This window comes from Streptomyces sp. SL06, assembly GCF_058244745.1.
The window spans coordinates 5,455,326-5,473,054 of sequence record NZ_JBSYOT010000002.1; the positions used below are offsets into that span (position 1 = coordinate 5,455,326).

General features: G+C 71.5%; 9 protein-coding genes and 1 pseudogene. 4 read left to right on the forward strand and 6 right to left on the reverse strand.

Going from position 1 to position 17,729, the window contains the following annotated elements; genetic code table 11:
* The 4 genes from AC4IHM_RS24980 to AC4IHM_RS24995 form a co-directional block, all read right to left on the reverse strand.
* Positions 1 to 933 (reverse strand): branched-chain amino acid ABC transporter permease, encoded by a 933-nt coding sequence (locus AC4IHM_RS24980; RefSeq protein WP_490869241.1) that lies wholly within the window; start codon positions 931 to 933, stop codon positions 1 to 3.
* 116 nt (positions 934 to 1,049) lie between these two features.
* Entirely contained in the window at positions 1,050 to 2,285 is a 1,236-nt protein-coding gene (locus AC4IHM_RS24985) for a branched-chain amino acid ABC transporter substrate-binding protein (protein WP_490869242.1), read from the reverse strand.
* Positions 2,286 to 2,886: 601 nt separating this feature from the next.
* A complete protein-coding gene (locus tag AC4IHM_RS24990; protein ID WP_490869243.1) occupies positions 2,887 to 3,372 on the reverse strand; it encodes a PaaI family thioesterase in 486 nt (161 codons plus the stop codon).
* An 83-nt stretch (positions 3,373 to 3,455) separates the two neighbouring features.
* The gene (locus AC4IHM_RS24995) at positions 3,456 to 5,735 is read right to left on the reverse strand and encodes an FdhF/YdeP family oxidoreductase (protein ID WP_490869244.1); all 2,280 of its coding nucleotides are present in this window, start codon (positions 5,733 to 5,735) and stop codon (positions 3,456 to 3,458) included.
* 188 nt (positions 5,736 to 5,923) lie between these two features.
* Between AC4IHM_RS24995 and polA the strand changes: the two genes are divergently transcribed.
* The 3 genes and pseudogenes from polA to AC4IHM_RS25010 all read left to right on the forward strand — a co-directional run bounded on the left by polA (position 5,924) and on the right by AC4IHM_RS25010 (position 12,206).
* Entirely contained in the window at positions 5,924 to 8,647 is a 2,724-nt protein-coding gene (polA, locus tag AC4IHM_RS25000; RefSeq protein ID WP_490869245.1) for a DNA polymerase I, read from the forward strand.
* A 1,093-nt stretch (positions 8,648 to 9,740) separates the two neighbouring features.
* Positions 9,741 to 10,076: a hypothetical protein gene (locus AC4IHM_RS25005; RefSeq protein ID WP_490869246.1), complete on the forward strand. Its 336-nt coding sequence runs from the start codon at positions 9,741 to 9,743 to the stop codon at positions 10,074 to 10,076.
* A 341-nt stretch (positions 10,077 to 10,417) separates the two neighbouring features.
* Positions 10,418 to 12,206: pseudogene (locus AC4IHM_RS25010) on the forward strand (lytic transglycosylase domain-containing protein).
* A 125-nt stretch (positions 12,207 to 12,331) separates the two neighbouring features.
* Here AC4IHM_RS25010 and hrpB read toward each other — a convergent pair.
* Both hrpB and AC4IHM_RS25020 read right to left on the reverse strand, forming a co-directional pair.
* The gene (hrpB, locus tag AC4IHM_RS25015; RefSeq protein WP_490869247.1) at positions 12,332 to 14,896 is read right to left on the reverse strand and encodes an ATP-dependent helicase HrpB; all 2,565 of its coding nucleotides are present in this window, start codon (positions 14,894 to 14,896) and stop codon (positions 12,332 to 12,334) included.
* Positions 14,897 to 14,963: 67 nt separating this feature from the next.
* A complete protein-coding gene (locus tag AC4IHM_RS25020; RefSeq protein ID WP_490869248.1) occupies positions 14,964 to 15,626 on the reverse strand; it encodes a class I SAM-dependent methyltransferase in 663 nt (220 codons plus the stop codon).
* 537 nt (positions 15,627 to 16,163) lie between these two features.
* Between AC4IHM_RS25020 and rpsA the strand changes: the two genes are divergently transcribed.
* Positions 16,164 to 17,672: a 30S ribosomal protein S1 gene (rpsA, locus tag AC4IHM_RS25025; protein ID WP_490869249.1), complete on the forward strand. Its 1,509-nt coding sequence runs from the start codon at positions 16,164 to 16,166 to the stop codon at positions 17,670 to 17,672.
* Positions 17,673 to 17,729: the final 57 nt, after the last annotated feature.

The window sequence follows — 17,729 nt, forward strand, 5'->3', positions numbered from 1 at the left end:
TCACGCCCTGTCCGCAACGCGTTCGCCGAGCAGGCCCTGTGGCCTGAACAGCAGCACGAGGATGAGGAGGATGAAGGCCCAAACGTCGGCCCAGGACTGGCTGCCGAACTTGTCCAGGCCGGGGATGTCGGCGATGTAGGCGGTTGCGAGGGTCTCGGCGACGCCGAGGACCACTCCGCCGATCATGGCGCCGTAGATGTTGCCGATGCCGCCGAGGACCGCCGCGGTGAAGGCCTTGAGACCGAGGATGAAGCCCATCTTGAAGTCGATCTGGCCGTACTTGAGACCGTTGGCCACGCCTCCGACGGCGGCGAACACGGCGCCGAGCGCGAAGGCGACCACGATGATGCGGTCGGTGTTGACGCCCATCAGCTTGGCGGTGTCCGGGTCCTGGGCGGTGGCCTGCATGCCGCGTCCGGTGCGGGTGCGCATCACGAAGTAGGCGAGGAAGGCCATGCTGACCGGGGCGGCGACGAGCAGGAAGATGTCGCCCGTCTGGAGGGTGGCGCTGCCGATGCTGAAGGGGCCGCCCTCGATCTGCGGGAAGGGGAGCTTGGACTTGGCGTCCGGGTAGAAGGCCCACACCGCCTGCTGGAGGGCGAGGGAGAGGCCGATGGCGGTGATGAGCGGCGCGAGGCGCGGGGCGCCGCGCAGCGGACGGTAGGCGAACCGTTCCGCCCCGACGGCGACGGCGACGGAGACCACCATGGCGCCGAGGAGCATCAGGGGCAGGGCGACCCACATGGAGGTGCCGTCGGGCAAGACGTACAGGTGGACCGTGAGCGCGCCGAAGGCGCCGGTCATGAAGATCTCGCCGTGGGCGAAGTTGATGAGCTGGACAATGCCGTAGACCATGGTATAGCCGATGGCGATCAGCCCGTACATGGATCCCAGTAGCAGGCCGTTGACCAGCTGCTGCGGCAGTTCGTTCACCGCATGTCCTCCGAGACTTTCGGATAATCGACGGATTTTGGCCGGATGCGCGACCGCGCGGGGCGCCTGTGGAACAGCGCCCCGCGCGGCTCGTGGGCTGTGGTGCGGCGGATGGGTCAGCCGGAGTAGGTACCGGACTTCACGGGCGACCAGGCGCCCTTCTCGACGGCGTACACGGTGAGCTGCTTGTTGGTGGCGTCACCGAACTCGTCGAAGGAGACCTTGCCGGTCACACCGTCGAAGGAGACGTCCTGCATGGCGTCCACGACCTTGGCGCGGGCGTCGTCGGGGAGCTTTCCGTCGTTGTCCTCGACAACCTTCTTGACGGCCTCGATGATCGCCCAGGCGGAGTCGTAGGAGTAACCGCCGTAGGCCTCGTAGGCGTCCTTGTATCCGGCGGTCTTGTAGTTGGCGACGAACTCCTTGGCGGAGGCGAGTTCCTCGACCGGTGCGCCGACGGAGGTCGCGAGGTCGCCGGTGCCGCTGGCGCCCGCGAGCTTGATGAAGTCGCCGCTGTAGATGCCGTCGCCGCCGACCAGCGGAATCTTGGCGCCCGCTTCCTTGATCTGCTTGCTGAGCGGACCGGCCTGCGGGTACTCGCCGCCGTAGTAGACGACGTCGGCGCCGGAGTTCTTGACCTTGGTGGCGACCGCGTTGAAGTCCTTGGTGTCCGGGTTGATGTGCTCGGTGCCGACCACCGTGCCGCCGAGCTTCTTGAACTCCTCGGTGAAGGTGCCGGCGAGGCCGGCGCCGTAGGTCTTCTTGTCGTCGATGACGAAGACCTTGCGCTTCTTGGAGTCGTTGTAGACGTACTGCGCGGCGAACGGGCCCTGGACGGCGTCCGTGGTCGCGGTACGGAAGTACGACTTGTACGGCCGGGTTTTCTTGGTCTGCCAGTCCACGCCCTGGGTCAGCGAGGGGTTGGTGTTGGCCGGCGAGACCTCGACCAGCTTGGCCGTGTCGAAGACCTTCTGCATGGACTCGCCGACCGACGAGTTCAGCGGGCCGACGACGCCGAGGACGTCCTTGTTGGCGACGAGCTTGGTGGCGTTCTGCTGGCCCACCGAGGGCTGGCCCTGGTCGTCGAGGGCCTGGATCTTGAAGGTGACGCCGTCGACGAGCTTCTGCTCGTTGGCCGTCTTCGCGGCGAGGTCCGCCGAGTTCTTGATGCCGAGGCCCAGCGCGGACAGGTCGCCGGTCAGCGGCGCGTCGACGCCGATGACGACGGTGGTGCCCCCGCCGCCGCTGCCGGAGTCCGAGCCGCCGTCGTCGTCGCGCGAGCCGCAGGCGGTGAGGGTGAGCGTTCCCGCCGCCAGAGCGGCGGTGATGGCGATGAGCGAACGTTGACGCACGATCAGTCCTTTCCCTGGCACAGCCGCTTCCCCGTGGAGGCGGCCGAGTCGCGCGCTGGGCCGAAGTGACAATCCGACGGCGCGGTGACTGGCCGTGACTCTAAGCGGGTGCGGGGAACGTGGAGGAGGGTCTGACTCATGATGTGACTCTCTTGTTATGACACGGGGTAATGCAGAGCGGTACTGGATGGGAAGAAGGGCGGAATTCAGGCCGATTCGCCCTGTCCGCATGCTGAGAACTCGCAGGACCGGCGGTACGTGTTCAGGTGTCTGGGGTGTTTTGGTGATTACCCGGAATCGTCGCCTCAAGCGGCCTCAAGGGGCCCGGAACAGGTCCTGCGCATAGCGCGGTCCCGGGGTGAAACCGCGGGCTTGTATTGCGTGCGCATTACGCAGTGTTACATCCAGGAAAGGGGGTCCGGGGTCCTGGGGCGCATTTCCGTACTTCGTTACCCGCAGCGTGACAATGATCTTGCGGGTGGAATGCGGCTTTGTCACGAAAGATCCCGTGGGGGAGGGAGGCTGGGGAGGGAGGGGACGAGGCCGCCGCGAGGCCGTCGGCCACGGTGCCCCGCCCTCCCGGTGCCGGGCGGCGGCGCGGTCAGCCCGCCGCGCCCGCCCGTGCCCCGTCGCCGGGGTTCGCGTCCCGCAGCAGGCAGGTCAGGCGGGCGGTGCACACCCGCCGGTCCTGCTCGTCGCTGATCACGATCTCGTACGTCGCCGTCGACCGGCCCCGGTGCACCGGCGTGGCCACCCCGGTGACCAGACCGGAGCGGGCCCCGCGGTGGTGGGTGCAGTTCAGGTCGACACCGACGGCGATCTTGGAGCTGCCCCCGTGCAGCATCGCGCCGACCGACCCGAGGGTCTCGGCCAGCACCGCCGAGGCGCCGCCGTGCAGCAGCCCGTAGGGCTGGGTGTTGCCCTCCACCGGCATCGTGCCGACCACGCGCTCGGCCGACGCCTGGAGGATCTGGACGCCCATGCGCGTCCCGAGGTGCCCGGCGGAGAACAGCGCGGGCAGGTCGACGCCGAGCGCGGCGTACTCGTCGATGACTTCCTGCGGGAACTGCACCTGCTGCTCGCCCATGGGCCGGCTCCGTTTCGTCGCTCCGTCTGGCTGGTCCCGCCGGCCGGCCCGGTGGGACCTCGCCGACTCGGCTGAGCAAACGCTCAGTCGGTCGCCGATTGTTCCAGACGGACGACCACGGACTTGCTGGCCGGGGTGTTGCTGGTGTCCGCGGTGGCGTCCAGCGGCACCAGGACATTGGTCTCCGGGTAGTACGCCGCCGCGCAGCCCCGGGCCGTCGGATAGTGCACGACACGGAAACCGGGCGCCCGCCGCTCCACCCCGTCCTTCCACTCGCTGACGAGATCGACGTACGAGCCGTCCCGCACGCCGAGCCTCCGGGCGTCCTCCGGATTGACCAGGACGACCCGACGGCCGTTCCTGATGCCCCGGTAGCGGTCGTCCAGGCCGTAGATCGTGGTGTTGTACTGGTCGTGCGAGCGAAGCGTCTGGAGCAGCAGCCGCCCCTCGGGCAGCTCCGGGTACTCCACCGGCGCCGCGGTGAAGTTGGCCTTCCCGGTGGCCGTCGGGAAGCGGCGCTCGTCGCGCGGGGCGTGCGGGAGGGCGAAGCCGCCGGGGTGCGCCACGCGCGCGTTGAAGTCCTCGAAACCGGGGACCACGCGCCCGATGCGGTCGCGGATCGCCGCGTAGTCCTTCTCGAACTCCTCCCAGGGCGTCGCGCTGTCCCCGCCCAGCACCCGGCGCGCCAGCCGGCACACGATCGCCGGCTCGGACAGCAGTTGCGCGCTCGCGGGCTCCAGCCGGCCACGCGAGGCGTGCACCATGCCCATGGAGTCCTCCACGGTGACGAACTGCTCGCCGCCGCCCTGGAGATCACGCTCGGTACGGCCCAGCGTCGGCAGGATCAGCGCCCGCGCGCCCGTGACCGCGTGCGAGCGGTTCAGCTTCGTCGAGACGTGCACGGTGAGCCGGGCCCGGCGCATGGCCGCCTCGGTGACCTCCGTGTCGGGGGAGGCGGAGACGAAGTTGCCGCCCATGGCGAAGAAGACCTTTGCCTCGCCGTCGCGCAGCGCGCGGATCGCCCGTACGACGTCATAGCCGTGCTCGCGGGGCGGGGCGAAGCCGAACTCCTTCTCCAGGGCGTCCAGGAACGCGGGCGCGGGCCGCTCGAAGATGCCCATCGTGCGGTCGCCCTGCACATTGGAGTGGCCGCGCACCGGGCAGACACCCGCGCCCGGACGGCCGATGTTGCCGCGCAGGAGAAGGAAGTTGACGACCTCGCGGATGGTCGGCACGGAGTGCTTGTGCTGGGTGAGGCCCATCGCCCAGCACACGATGGTGCGCTTCGAGGCGAGGACCATGCGCAGGGCCTCCCCTATCTCCTCGCGCGTGAGACCGGTGGCCGCGAGCGTCTCGTCCCAGTCGGCGGCGCGGGCCGCCTCGGCGAACTCCTCGTATCCATGCGTGTGTTCCTCGACGAAGGCGTCGTCGACCGCGCCCTCGGTCTCGAGGATCAGCTTGTTGAGGAGCCGGAAGAGGGCCTGGTCGCCGCCGAGGCGGATCTGCAGGAACAGGTCGGTGAGCGCGGCACCCGCCATGAGCCCCTTGGGGGTCTGCGGGTTCTTGAACCGTTCGAGGCCGGCCTCGGGCAGCGGATTGACGCTGATGATCCTCGCGCCGTTCGACTTGGCCTTCTCCAGGGCGGCGAGCATCCGCGGGTGGTTGGTGCCCGGATTCTGGCCGGCCACGATGATCAGGTCCGACTTGTAGAGGTCCTCGAGCAGGACGCTGCCCTTGCCGATGCCGATGGTCTCCGACAGGGCCGAGCCGGACGACTCGTGGCACATGTTGGAGCAGTCCGGCAGGTTGTTGGTGCCCAGCTCGCGCGCGAAGAGCTGGTAGAGGAACGCCGCCTCGTTGCTGGTGCGCCCCGAGGTGTAGAAGACGGACTCGTCGGGCGAGTCCAGGGCGGTGATCTCCTCCGCCACGATGTCGAAGGCGCGCTCCCAGGTGACCGGCTCGTAGTGCTCGCCGCCCTCCGGGAGGTACATGGGGTGGGTGAGCCGGCCCTGCTGCCCCAGCCAGTAGCCGCTGCGGGTCGCGAGGTCGGCCACGGAGTGCGCGGCGAAGAACTCCGGGGTGACCCGGCGCAGGGTGGCCTCCTCGGCCACGGCCTTCGCGCCGTTCTCGCAGAACTCCGCCGTGTGCCGGTGGTCCCCCTCCGGCCAGGCGCAGCCCGGACAGTCGAAGCCGTTCTTCTGGTTGACGCTCAGCAGTGTCAGCGCGGTCCGTTTCACGCCCATCTGCCGCTGCGCGATACGCATGGTGTGGCCGATGGCGGTGATGCCCGCCGCCGAGTGCTGGGGCTCCGAGACCTTCGGCGCGTCCTGAACCGGATCACCCTTGGGCGGCTTGGTGGCCATCGCGCGCTCCTTCGCTTACGCATGTGAGGTACGTCTCCGATCCTCGCACGGCCCACCGACATCGAGGCCGGGCGGGCGGGGGCGGATGCTGTGAGCAAAGCTTGCGGCGCGTGCGGAGTCCGCCCGGCCACGGCGTGGGAAGGCGACGGCGGGACCGAGTGTCAGTGGTACGTGGCAGGATCGGGGTTGTGGCGAAGACAGCATCGAAGAAGACCGACAGCACCTCCGGCGGCCGTCCCCGGCTGATGCTCATGGACGGGCACTCGCTGGCCTACCGCGCGTTCTTCGCGCTGCCCGCGGAGAACTTCACGACCGCGACGGGCCAGCCGACCAACGCGATCTACGGCTTTGCGTCGATGCTGGCCAACACCCTGCGTGACGAGGCGCCCACGCACTTCGCGGTGGCGTTCAACGTCTCCCGCAAGACCTGGCGGTCCGCGGAGTTCACGGAGTACAAGGCGAACCGCTCCAAGACTCCGGACGAGTTCAAGGGCCAGGTCGAGCTGATCGGCGAGCTGCTCGACTCCATGCACGTCCCCCGCTTCGCCATCGAGGGCTTCGAGGCGGACAACGTCATCGCCACGCTCGCCACCGAGGCCGAGGCCGAGGGCTTCGAGGTCCTGATCGTCACCGGCGACCGGGACTCCTTCCAGCTGGTCAGCGAGCACACCACGGTCCTGTACCCGACCAAGGGCGTCTCCGAGCTGACCCGGTTCACACCGGAGAAGGTCTTCGAGAAGTACGGGCTGACCCCCGCCCAGTACCCCGACTTCGCGGCGCTGCGCGGCGATCCGTCCGACAACCTGCCGGGCATCCCGGGCGTCGGCGAGAAGACGGCCGCGAAGTGGATCAACCAGTTCGGGTCCTTCGCCGAGCTGGTCGAGCGCGTCGACGAGGTGAAGGGCAAGGCCGGCCAGAATCTCCGCGACCACCTGGAGTCCGTCAAGCTCAACCGCCGGCTCACCGAGCTGGAGCGGCAGGTCGAGCTGCCGAGGGCGGTCACCGACCTGGAGCGCACCGCGTACGACCGCAAGGGCGTCGCGATGATCCTGGACACCCTGGAGATCCGCAACCCGTCCCTGCGCGAGCGCCTCTACGCCGTCGATCCCGGCGCCGAGGAGGCCGAGGAGACACCGGTCGTGGTGGACGGCGTGGAGCTGGACGGCACGGTGCTGGGCACGGGCGAGCTGGCCGGCTGGCTCACCGAGCACGGCACGCGGCCGCTGGGTGTCGCCACCGTCGACAGCTGGGCGCTGGGCACCGGCTCGGTCGCCGAGGTCGCGCTCGCCGCCTCCGACGGGAAGGCCGCCTGGTTCGATCCGACGGAGCTGGACGAGGCCGACGAGACGGTGTTCGCGGCCTGGCTGTCCGACGCCGGGCGGCCGAAGGTCTTCCACAACGCCAAGGGCGCCATGCGCGTCTTCGCGGAGCACGGCTGGAGCGTCGCCGGCGTGGACATGGACACCGCGCTCGCCGCCTACCTGGTCAAGCCGGGCCGCCGCTCCTTCGACCTGGACGCGCTGTCCCTGGAGTATCTGCACCGCGAGCTGGCCCCGGCCGCCGCGGCCGACGGGCAGCTGGCCTTCGGCGCGGACGAGGGCGCCGAGGCCGAGGCGCTGATGGTGCAGGCCCGCGCGATCCTCGACCTGGGCGAGGCCTTCGAGGGCCGGCTGGCCGACGTGGGCGCCGCGGACCTGCTGCGCGACATGGAACTGCCCACGTCCGCGCTGCTCGCCCGCATGGAGCGGCACGGCATCGCGGCCGACCGGGCCCATCTGGAGGCCATGGAGCAGATGTTCGCGGGCGCCGTGCAGCAGGCGGTGAAGGAGGCGCACGCGGCGGCCGGACGCGAGTTCAACCTGGGCTCGCCCAAGCAGCTCCAGGAAGTCCTCTTCGGCGAGTTGAATCTGCCCAAGACCAAGAAGACCAAGACCGGTTACACCACCGACGCCGACGCCCTGGCCTGGCTGGCCGCCCAGACCGACAACGAACTGCCGGTCATCATGCTCCGCCACCGCGAGCAGGCCAAGCTGCGGGTCACGGTGGAGGGCCTGATCAAGACGATCGCCGCGGACGGCCGTATCCACACCACGTTCAACCAGACGGTCGCCGCGACCGGCCGCCTCTCGTCCACGGACCCGAATCTGCAGAACATCCCGGTGCGCACCGACGAGGGCCGCGCGATCCGCCGCGGCTTCGTGGTCGGCGAGGGCTTCGAGTCCCTGATGACGGCCGACTACAGCCAGATCGAGCTGCGGGTGATGGCCCATCTGTCCGAGGACGCGGGCCTGACCGAGGCGTTCACCTCGGGCGAGGACCTGCACACCACCGCCGCCGCGCAGGTGTTCTCCGTCGAGCGGGCGGTGGTCGACGCGGAGATGCGCCGCAAGATCAAGGCCATGTCCTACGGCCTGGCGTACGGCCTGTCCGCCTTCGGCCTCTCGCAGCAGCTCAACATCGAGGCGGCCGAGGCCCGTGGCCTGATGGACGCCTACTTCGAGCGGTTCGGCGGCGTACGGGACTATCTGCGCCGGGTCGTCGACGAGGCACGGGCGACGGGCTACACGGCGACGCTCTTCGGCCGCCGCCGCTATCTGCCCGACCTCAACAGCGACAACCGCCAGCGCCGCGAGGCGGCCGAGCGCATGGCCCTGAACGCCCCGATCCAGGGCACGGCGGCCGACATCGTCAAGATCGCCATGCTCAATGTGGACAGGGCGCTGCGCGAGGCCGGCCTCAAGTCCCGCATGCTGCTCCAGGTCCACGACGAAATCGTCCTGGAGATCGCCCCCGGCGAGCGCCCGACTGCGGAGGAACTCGTCCGCCACGAGATGGCGAACGCGGTACGCCTCAGCGTCCCCCTGGGCGTCTCGGTCGGCTCGGGCCCGGACTGGGAGTCGGCAGCGCACTAGCCTCCGGCGGCCGGCGGAGGGGGTCGGCACACCGGGCGAGCCTTCCGCGACGCGCCGAGGCCGCACTGCCCGCGCCGGCCGACGGCCCGGGGCCGGGTCCTCCGGGGGCTGGGGGGCCGGGTCCGAGGCAGGCCCCGGCCTCCCGGCCTCCCGGCCTCCCGGCCTCCCGGCCTCCCGGCCTCCCGGCCTCCCGGCCTCCCGGCCTCCCGGCCTCCCGGCCTCCCGGCCTCCCGGCCTCCCGGCCTCCCGGCCTCCCGGCCTCCCGGCCTCCCGGCCTCCCGGCCTCCCGGCCTCCCGGCCTCCCGGCCTCCCGGCCTCCCGGCCTCCCGGCCTCCCGGCCTCCCGGCCTCCCGGCCTCCCGGCCTCGGGCTTTGTGGCTCTGGCTTTGGCCTTGCGGTCTCGGGTCTCCGGTTGCTAGCCATGGGTCTCGGGTTCAGGCCTCAGCTTCGGCTTTGGGCTTCCGGGCCGGGGTCCCTGGTTCCCGGTCTCACTCCTCGGGTCCCGGCCTTGGGCTCCTGGGCTCCGGGTCGGGCTACGTGTTTCCGGTCTTGGGTTCCTGGTTCCTGACCTTGGGTCTCGGGCTGCGGCCTCGGGCTCTGGCTTTCGGCTGTGGGCTCCCGGGCTTCTGGTCTTGGGTTCCTGGCTTCTGGCCTTGGGTCTCGGGTTCCGGGTTCCGGGTTCTGGCCTCGGGCTCCGGTTTTCGGTCCCGGGCTCCCGGTCTTGGGTCTCGGGTTCTCCCTTCGGGTTCCGGCCTCGGGCTCGGGCCCCGGGCTCTGGTCTTGGGTTCTGGCTTCCGGCCTCGCGCTCCCGGCCTTTGGCCCGGGGTCTTGCCCCCGGGTTCCGGGTTCTGGGCCCGCTCCCGGGTTTCGGGGTCCGCTTCCGGGATTCGAGCGCCGGGGCGTTCCCGTCGGAGGGTCGGCGGCCTTGGCCGATCGGTGGGCGGCCGTGCTGTCGGCGCTCGTACGGGTGTCACTCCGGTGGCCCCCGAGGAGGCGCCCCCGTCGGCGTCGGCCGTGAGGATGCGGGCATGGGTATACGTATGCTCCACCACCGGACGACCCCGGCACGGGCAAGCACAGACGGACCCGCCCGCGTGCCACTCCTCCCGGTCCCGGTCTTCGCGCCGGGCGCAAGTACCGGCCGCGTCCCGACCAGCCTCACGGCGGCCCTGCGCCGCACCGCCGCCGGCCTCCGCCGCAGACTCGCCCGCCGGGAGCCGCCCGCCTGGCGTCTGTGGGCCGACCTGGCCCGCGGCTATCTGGCGCTCGCCCTCGAACTGCTGCCACAGGCACGCCCCGAACGGACCTTCACCGTGTTCGTCGCCACGGCCGACACCCGCACCGCACGACCCGACGATCCGGCCCCGTACCGACGCCTGCCGGACTTCCGGGGACCGGGACCGGGGCCGGAGCCGGACGCCACCCCCTGACCCCCACGGCGTACAGCAGCAGCGCCGGGACACGACCCGCCGCAAGCACGGCCGCACGGCCGCCGCGTGACTCAGTGTGAACGGCAACAGGGCTCCCCGTATGGCCAAGTGGTGAATATCGGGCGCCAACGGGTGCCCGCGCACAGCAAGTTGTCGTAGTGTCGCGTGCGGCACCGTACTGATCGAACAGGCGAACACCGCGCCCGGAGAGCCGGGGTGCAGATGTAGGGGCGGACCGCTCGTCACCGCCAGAGGGGTGCGACGGGCGGGCACGGCAGAACGCAGACAGAGGAAGACAGACGCAGACGGGCGCGCGGACGTCCACGGGAGGGGTTCACTCTATGGCGGCGCATTTCGACAGGAGGCTCCGCAAGGCAGCGGTCACCACCACCGTGGCGGCGGTCGCGGTCGCGGCCCTGTCCGCGTCCCAGGCGCCCAACGTGACCGCCGACGGCAACGGCAGACAGACCACCGCCGACGACGTGCCGAGGTCCGACACGCCCTCCGAGGAGAGCGCCACCGGCAACTCGCCGTACTACACCGACCTGCCGCCGCTCAACAGCCCGAACCCCGCGCCGACCGTCGGCACGCCCGCGTCCCGGGAGCCCGCCGAGGCCGGCATACCCGCGACCGTCCTCGACGCCTACAAGAAGGCCGAGTCGACGCTGCGTCAGGCCAATCCCGGCTGCAACCTGCCGTGGGAACTTCTCGCCGCCATCGGCAAGGTGGAGTCCGGTCAGGCCCGCGGCGGCGCCGTCGACGCCAACGGCACCACCATCGGCCGAATCATCGGCCCGCAGCTCGACGGCAACGGCTTCGCGCTCATCAAGGACACCGACAACGGCGTCTACGACGGCAACAGCAGCTACGACAGCGCCGTCGGCCCCATGCAGTTCATCCCCTCCACCTGGGCGTGGGCGGGCCGCGACGGAAACGGCGACGGCAAGAAGGACCCCAACAACATCTACGACGCCGCCCTCGCCGCTGGCCACTACCTCTGCCGCTTCGACTGGGACCTGTCCACCGACACGGACCTCAAGGCGGCGATCCTCAGCTACAACAACTCGCAGGACTACCTCCGCACGGTCCTGTCGTGGCTGGAGCACTACCGCAAGGGCACCCACGAGATCCCGGACGGCACCGGCACCCTGCCCGTCGGCCGCAGCGACGACACCCCCGCGGGCGGGCCCAGCCCCGCGCCCAGCGGGCCGGGCGCGACCACGAAGCCCAAGGCCCCCGGCACGCCGACGCCGAGCCCCGAGAAGCCGACCGCGCCCACCACTCCCGGCAAGCCCTCCAACCCCGGCACCGGCTCCCCGAGCCCGGACCCGACCGACCCGGCGCCGCCGCCCGAGACCCCCACGCCCACGGACACCGTGCACCACCTGGAGAACGCCGGCACCACGGGGCTCACGGCGATCGCCGGCGAGACGTTCGCCAAGAAGATCAGCACCCGTGCCGAGACCGAGGACGGAGAGGCAGTCGGCAAGGTGCGGATCCGCTTCACCGTCCTGGGCGACACGGACGCCACCTTCACCGGCGGTGAGAAGGTCGCCGCGGTCACCACCGACGCCTCCGGCGTGGCCGTCGCGCCCGCGCTGGTGGCGGGCGAGAAGACCGGCGAGTTCACCGTGCGCGCCACCGTCGTCGGCCGCACCGTCGTCGGCCTCGACTACAAGGCCACCGTCACCGAACGCGTCGCCGACGCCCTCGCCCGCACCGGCGACACCGACCTGACGTGCGCGCCGGGCGGCGAGTTCGCCGACCAGGTCGAGGTGAAGGCCACGTACAAGGGCGCCGCCGCGGACAAGGTCGCCGTCACGGCCACCCTCGTCAAGTCCGTGCTCGACCCGGCCGAGAACGACAAGGGCCCCTACTTCAAGGACGCCGACGGCAAGGCCGTCCGCACCCTGACCGGCCTCACGACCGACGCCAAGGGCGCGCTGACCCTGCCGAAGCTGTACGCGGACGACACCACCGGCACGTATCTGCTCCGCCTCACCACCGCGGGCGGCGCCACGCTCGAACGTCCAGCTGAAGGTGGCCGAGACCGAGGAGGAGCCGGCGCCGGATCCCACCGGGACGCCTCCCGAGACCTCACCCAGCCCCTCCATCAAGCCGGACGCGTAGCCGCACTCCCGCCCGAGCCGACCGAGCGACCGAGGGCGTCCCTTCCGCCACGGCGGCGGGGGCGCCCCGCCCCTGTGCCCACGTTCCCCGTGCCACGTCCGGCCGCGCACCTGGCCGTGGCGCGGTCACGTCGCCCCTCTCCCCCTTTCGAGCCGGGCCTTCGTGTACCGCGTCGGCTCCGCGGTGGCCGGGTCCTCCGGCCACGGATGCTTCGGGTACCGGCCGCGCAGCTCCGCCCGTACGCCCTTGTAGCCGTCCTGCCAGAAGGAGGCCAGGTCGGCGGTGACCGCGGCCGGACGGCCGGCGGGGGAGAGGAGATGGACGAGCAGCGGCACCCCGGCGACCTCGGGAGACCTCCGCAGCCCGAACATCTCCTGGAGCTTCACCGCGAGGACCGGCTGCTCGGGGTCGCCGTAGTCGATCCGGATGCTGGACCCACTGGGGACCACGATCCGCTCGGGGGCGAGTTCGTCGAGCCGCGCCGCCTCCCCGGAGGCCCAGGGCAGCAGCCGAGCCAACGCCTGCCCGGCGTCGATCCGGCCCAGATCGGCGCGCCGCCTGGCCCGGCTCAGCTCCGGCTCCAGCCATTCGTCCACGCGCGCGTGCAGCGCGTCGTCGGAGACGTCCGGCCAGGGCTCGCCGAGATGCCGCCGCAAGAACGCCAGCCGCCGGCGCAGTACGTCCGCCTCGGCCGACCGGCGCAGCAGCCCGAACCCTTCCTGCCGCATCCCCTCCAGCAGTGCGTCCCGTACGAGCCGGGGGTCGGCGTCGGGGAGGGGACGGGCCGTCAGCTCCACGGCCCCGAGCCGCTCGACACGCCGGGCCACCACGTCGCCGTCGGCCCAGCGCACCTCGTCCCGCTCCGTCAGCAGCGCCCCCGCCGCCAGCCGGGCCGTCGCCTCGTCGACGACCGCGCCGAGCTGCACGCGCGCGTGCCCCCGGCCGACGGGCCGGTCGGCCACGGCGACGGCGATCCACGGCGCCCCGCGCAGCGCCGAGGCCTCCGGCAGCTCCGCCCGGGTGCCGGAGACCATCAGATACGAACCGCCGTCCTTCCTGGCCACCCGCTCGGGAAAGGCCAGGGCGGCCACCAGCCCCGCGACACCGTCCTCGGACAGCCCCGGCGCCCGCAGGTCGTCTCCCTTCTCCACGGCGGCCCGCAACCGCCGTACCTCGGCCCGCCACCGCGCCCCGTAGGCATCGCCTGCGCGCCGCGCGGCCCGCAGTACGGCGGCCAGATCGTCCCCGTACTCCCGCGGCGGCTCCTCACTGAGCAGTCCGACCACCTCGGCCACCACCGCCGACGGCGGCCCGGGGCGGCGGCCCGAAGGCCCCGGGCGCGAAAGCTCCGTGGCCGCGGACCCCGCGTCGAGGAGCGCCCGTCCCAGCCGGGGATGCAGGCCGAGACGGGCCAGCCGTACGCCCCGCCCGGTGGCCCGGCCCGCGGAGTCCACCGCGCCGACCGCCGTCAGCACCGACCGGGCCGCCGCCATCGCCCCGCCCGGCGGCGGATCCAGCAGCGCCAGCCCGGACGCGTCCGGATCGCCCCAGCAGGCCGCCTGCAACGCGAACGCCGTCAGGTCGGCCACCTTGATCTCCGGCGCCGGGAACCGCGGCAGGCGGGCGTCCTCCGCCTCCGCCCAGCAGCGGTACACCACCCCCGGCGCCTCACGCCCGGCCCGCCCCGCCCGCTGCCGCGCCGCCGCCCGCGACGCGCGTACCGTCGCCAGCGCGCTCAGCCCGCGCGCGTGGTCCACCCGCGGCTCCCGCGCCAACCCCGCGTCCACGACCACCCGCACCCCCGGAACCGTCAGCGACGACTCGGCCACCGACGTCGCCAGCACCACCCGGCGCCGCGCCCCGGGGGACAGCACCGCGTCCTGCACGGCCGCCGGAGCCCGCCCGTGCACCTGGAGCACGTCCACGTCCCCGGGACTCCCCAGCTGTCCGGCGACCCGGGAGATCTCCCCGACGCCCGGCAGAAAACACAGCACGTCCCCGTCCCGCTCCGCCAGCGCCCGGCGCACCACCGAGGCCACATGCGCGAGCAGCGCCGGATCGACGCGCATCCCGCGCGGCGGCCGCACCGGACGCGCCGGAGGCGCCCACACCACCTCCACCGGGTACGACACCCCCTGTGCCTCGACGACCGGCGCGCCGCCCAGCAGCCGGGCCCAGCCCTGTGCGTCGGTCGTCGCCGAGGCGGCCACCAGCCGCAGCTCGGGCCGCAGCGTCTGCCGTACGTCCCACAGGAACGCCGCCGTGGTGTCCGCGTCCAGATGCCGTTCGTGGCACTCGTCGAGCACCACCGCGTCGACGCCCGTCAGCTCCTGGTCCCGCTGGAGCCGCTGCAACAGCACACCGGTCGTGACGACCTCCACGCGCGTGTGCCGCCCGACCACCCGCTCGCCGCGCACCGTGTACCCGACGCTCGCGCCGGGCCTCTCACCCAGCAGCCACGCCATCCGTCGGGCCGCCGCCCGCGCCGCGATCCTCCTCGGCTCGGCCACGACCACCCGCCGCGCGGGGCCCTCGCCCAGCAGCCCGGCCAGCGCGAGCGGCACCAGCGTCGTCTTGCCGGTGCCGGGCGGCGCGACCAGCACCGCGGTGCCGTGCCCCTCCAGGGCGTCGTGCAGGGCGGGCAGCGCACCGCGCACGGGCAGCGCTTCCAGGGCGTCGTAACGGATCACGCCCCCAGTGTCGTACGACGGCGAAACCGCCCTCCACGCGCGCGTGCGTACGCACCGCGGGAACGGCTCAGTCGCGCTCGCACACGAAGATCGCGGTCCCCGGGACCAGATGCCCGCGCAGCGGCGACCAGCCGCCCCACTCGGAGGTGTTCCACTCGGGCCACTCCGGCTCCACCAGGTCCACCAGCCGGAACCCCGACGTCACAACGTCCCGTACGCGGTCGCCGAGCGTCCTGTGGTGCTCGACGTACACCGCGCGGCCCTCGTCGTCCTGCTCGACGTACGGCGTGCGGTCGAAGTAGGAGGCGGACACCGACAGCCCCTCGGGACCCGGCTCGTCCGGGAACGCCCAGCGCAGCGGGTGCGTGACGGAGAAGACGAAGCGGCCCCCGGGTCGCAGCACGCGGCGCACCTCCCGCAGCACCAGCGTCGGGTCGGCGACGAACGGCAGCGCCCCGTACGCCGAGCACGCCAGGTCGAACGAGCCGTCCGCGAAGGGCAGCACGGCCGCGTCGGCACAGACCAGGGGGACGGTGCCGCCGATGCGCAGGGCGTGCTGGAGCTGGCGGTGGGAGAGGTCCAGGGCCACCGGACGGGCGCCCTGGGCGGTCAGCCAGCGCGAGCACTGGGCGGCGCCGGCGCCGATCTCCAGGACGTCCTTGCCCTTCAGGTCCTCCGGCGGGCCGAGCAGTTCGGCCTCCACCTCGTCCAGTCCCTCGGGACACCACACGAAGCGGTCGTCGCCCAGGAAGGTCCCGTGCTCGTTCTGGTACTCGTCCGCGTTCCGGTCCCACCAGCCGCGGTTGGCGCGGGAACTCTCCGTGACACCGGCGGCACGCCGGGTGGCCTCGGGTTCGGCTCCTTCGGTCTCGGACGTTACGGGCTCTTGGATGACCGGCTCCCTCGTACTAGTCTGCGGGCTCTTCCGTGCCGCCTGCCCCGCGTGTCACGCAAGGGGCGTCCGGGGGTCCATGTGGCCTCGGGAGACGGCTTTTGTGCCGGGTATGCGAGGATCCGCCCCGGGTGTGCGGCTTCGCGCATTGACCCTGCCCGGCTGCCCCCGTATGCTACAAGTTGCGCTGCGGGCCTGCGCACCTCAGACGTAGCAGGTCGCGCTCGCATCTGTTGTATGTCCCCTCGGTTCTCGAGGCGTCACCAGTGGATTTCGGTGATGCTTCCTTGGCTGTCCGGCTTCTTCAGAGCGAAACGGGCTCCCGGCGTAAGCAGTACCTACGACTTCAATGTCCGTACCGGAGCCCTTTCCCACATGACGAGCAGCACCGAGACCACCGCCACCACCCCGCAGGTTGCGGTCAACGACATCGGTAACGAGGAAGCCTTCCTCGCCGCGATCGACGAGACGATCAAGTACTTCAACGACGGCGACATCGTCGACGGCGTCATCGTGAAGGTCGACCGGGACGAGGTCCTGCTCGACATCGGTTACAAGACCGAAGGTGTCATCCCGAGCCGCGAGCTCTCGATCAAGCACAACGTCGACCCCAATGAGGTCGTCGCCGTCGGTGACGAGATCGAGGCCCTTGTTCTCCAGAAGGAGGACAAGGAAGGCCGCCTGATCCTCTCGAAGAAGCGCGCCCAGTACGAACGCGCCTGGGGCACCATCGAGAAGATCAAGGAAGAGGACGGCATCGTCACCGGTACCGTCATCGAGGTCGTCAAGGGTGGTCTCATCCTCGACATCGGCCTCCGCGGCTTCCTCCCGGCCTCCCTGGTCGAGATGCGCCGTGTCCGCGACCTCCAGCCCTACGTGGGCAAGGAGCTCGAGGCGAAGATCATCGAGCTGGACAAGAACCGCAACAACGTGGTCCTGTCCCGCCGTGCCTGGCTGGAGCAGACCCAGTCCGAGGTCCGCCAGACGTTCCTCACGACCCTCCAGAAGGGTCAGGTCCGTTCCGGCGTCGTCTCCTCGATCGTCAACTTCGGTGCCTTCGTGGACCTGGGTGGCGTCGACGGTCTGGTCCACGTCTCCGAGCTGTCCTGGAAGCACATCGACCACCCCTCCGAGGTCGTCGAGGTCGGCCAGGAGGTCACGGTCGAGGTCCTCGACGTCGACATGGACCGCGAGCGTGTCTCCCTGTCGCTGAAGGCGACCCAGGAAGACCCGTGGCAGCAGTTCGCCCGCACCCACCAGATCGGCCAGGTCGTGCCCGGCAAGGTCACGAAGCTGGTGCCGTTCGGCGCGTTCGTCCGCGTGGACGAGGGCATCGAGGGTCTGGTCCACATCTCCGAGCTGGCCGAGCGCCACGTGGAGATCCCGGAGCAGGTCGTCCAGGTCAACGACGAGATCTTCGTCAAGGTCATCGACATCGACCTCGAGCGCCGTCGCATCAGCCTCTCGCTGAAGCAGGCCAACGAGGCCTTCGGTGCCGACCCGTCGGTGGTCGAGTTCGACCCGACCCTGTACGGCATGGCCGCGTCCTACGACGACCAGGGCAACTACATCTACCCCGAGGGCTTCGACCCCGAGACCAACGACTGGCTCGAGGGCTACGAGACCCAGCGCGAGGCGTGGGAGACCCAGTACGCCGAGGCGCAGCAGCGCTTCGAGCAGCACCAGGCGCAGGTCATCAAGTCCCGTGAGGCGGACGAGAAGGCCGCTGCCGAGGGTGTCGACACCGCGGGTGCGGCTCCGGCCGCCTCCGGTGGCGGCGGCGGTGGCTCGTACTCCTCCGAGGGCGGCGACAACTCCGGCGCCCTGGCGTCGGACGAGGCGCTGGCCGCGCTGCGCGAGAAGCTGGCCGGCGGCCAGAGCTGAGCGCACGCTGGGCGCGAGTTCATCGGGCGGTAGCTCGTGAACCGAGGGCCCGTACCC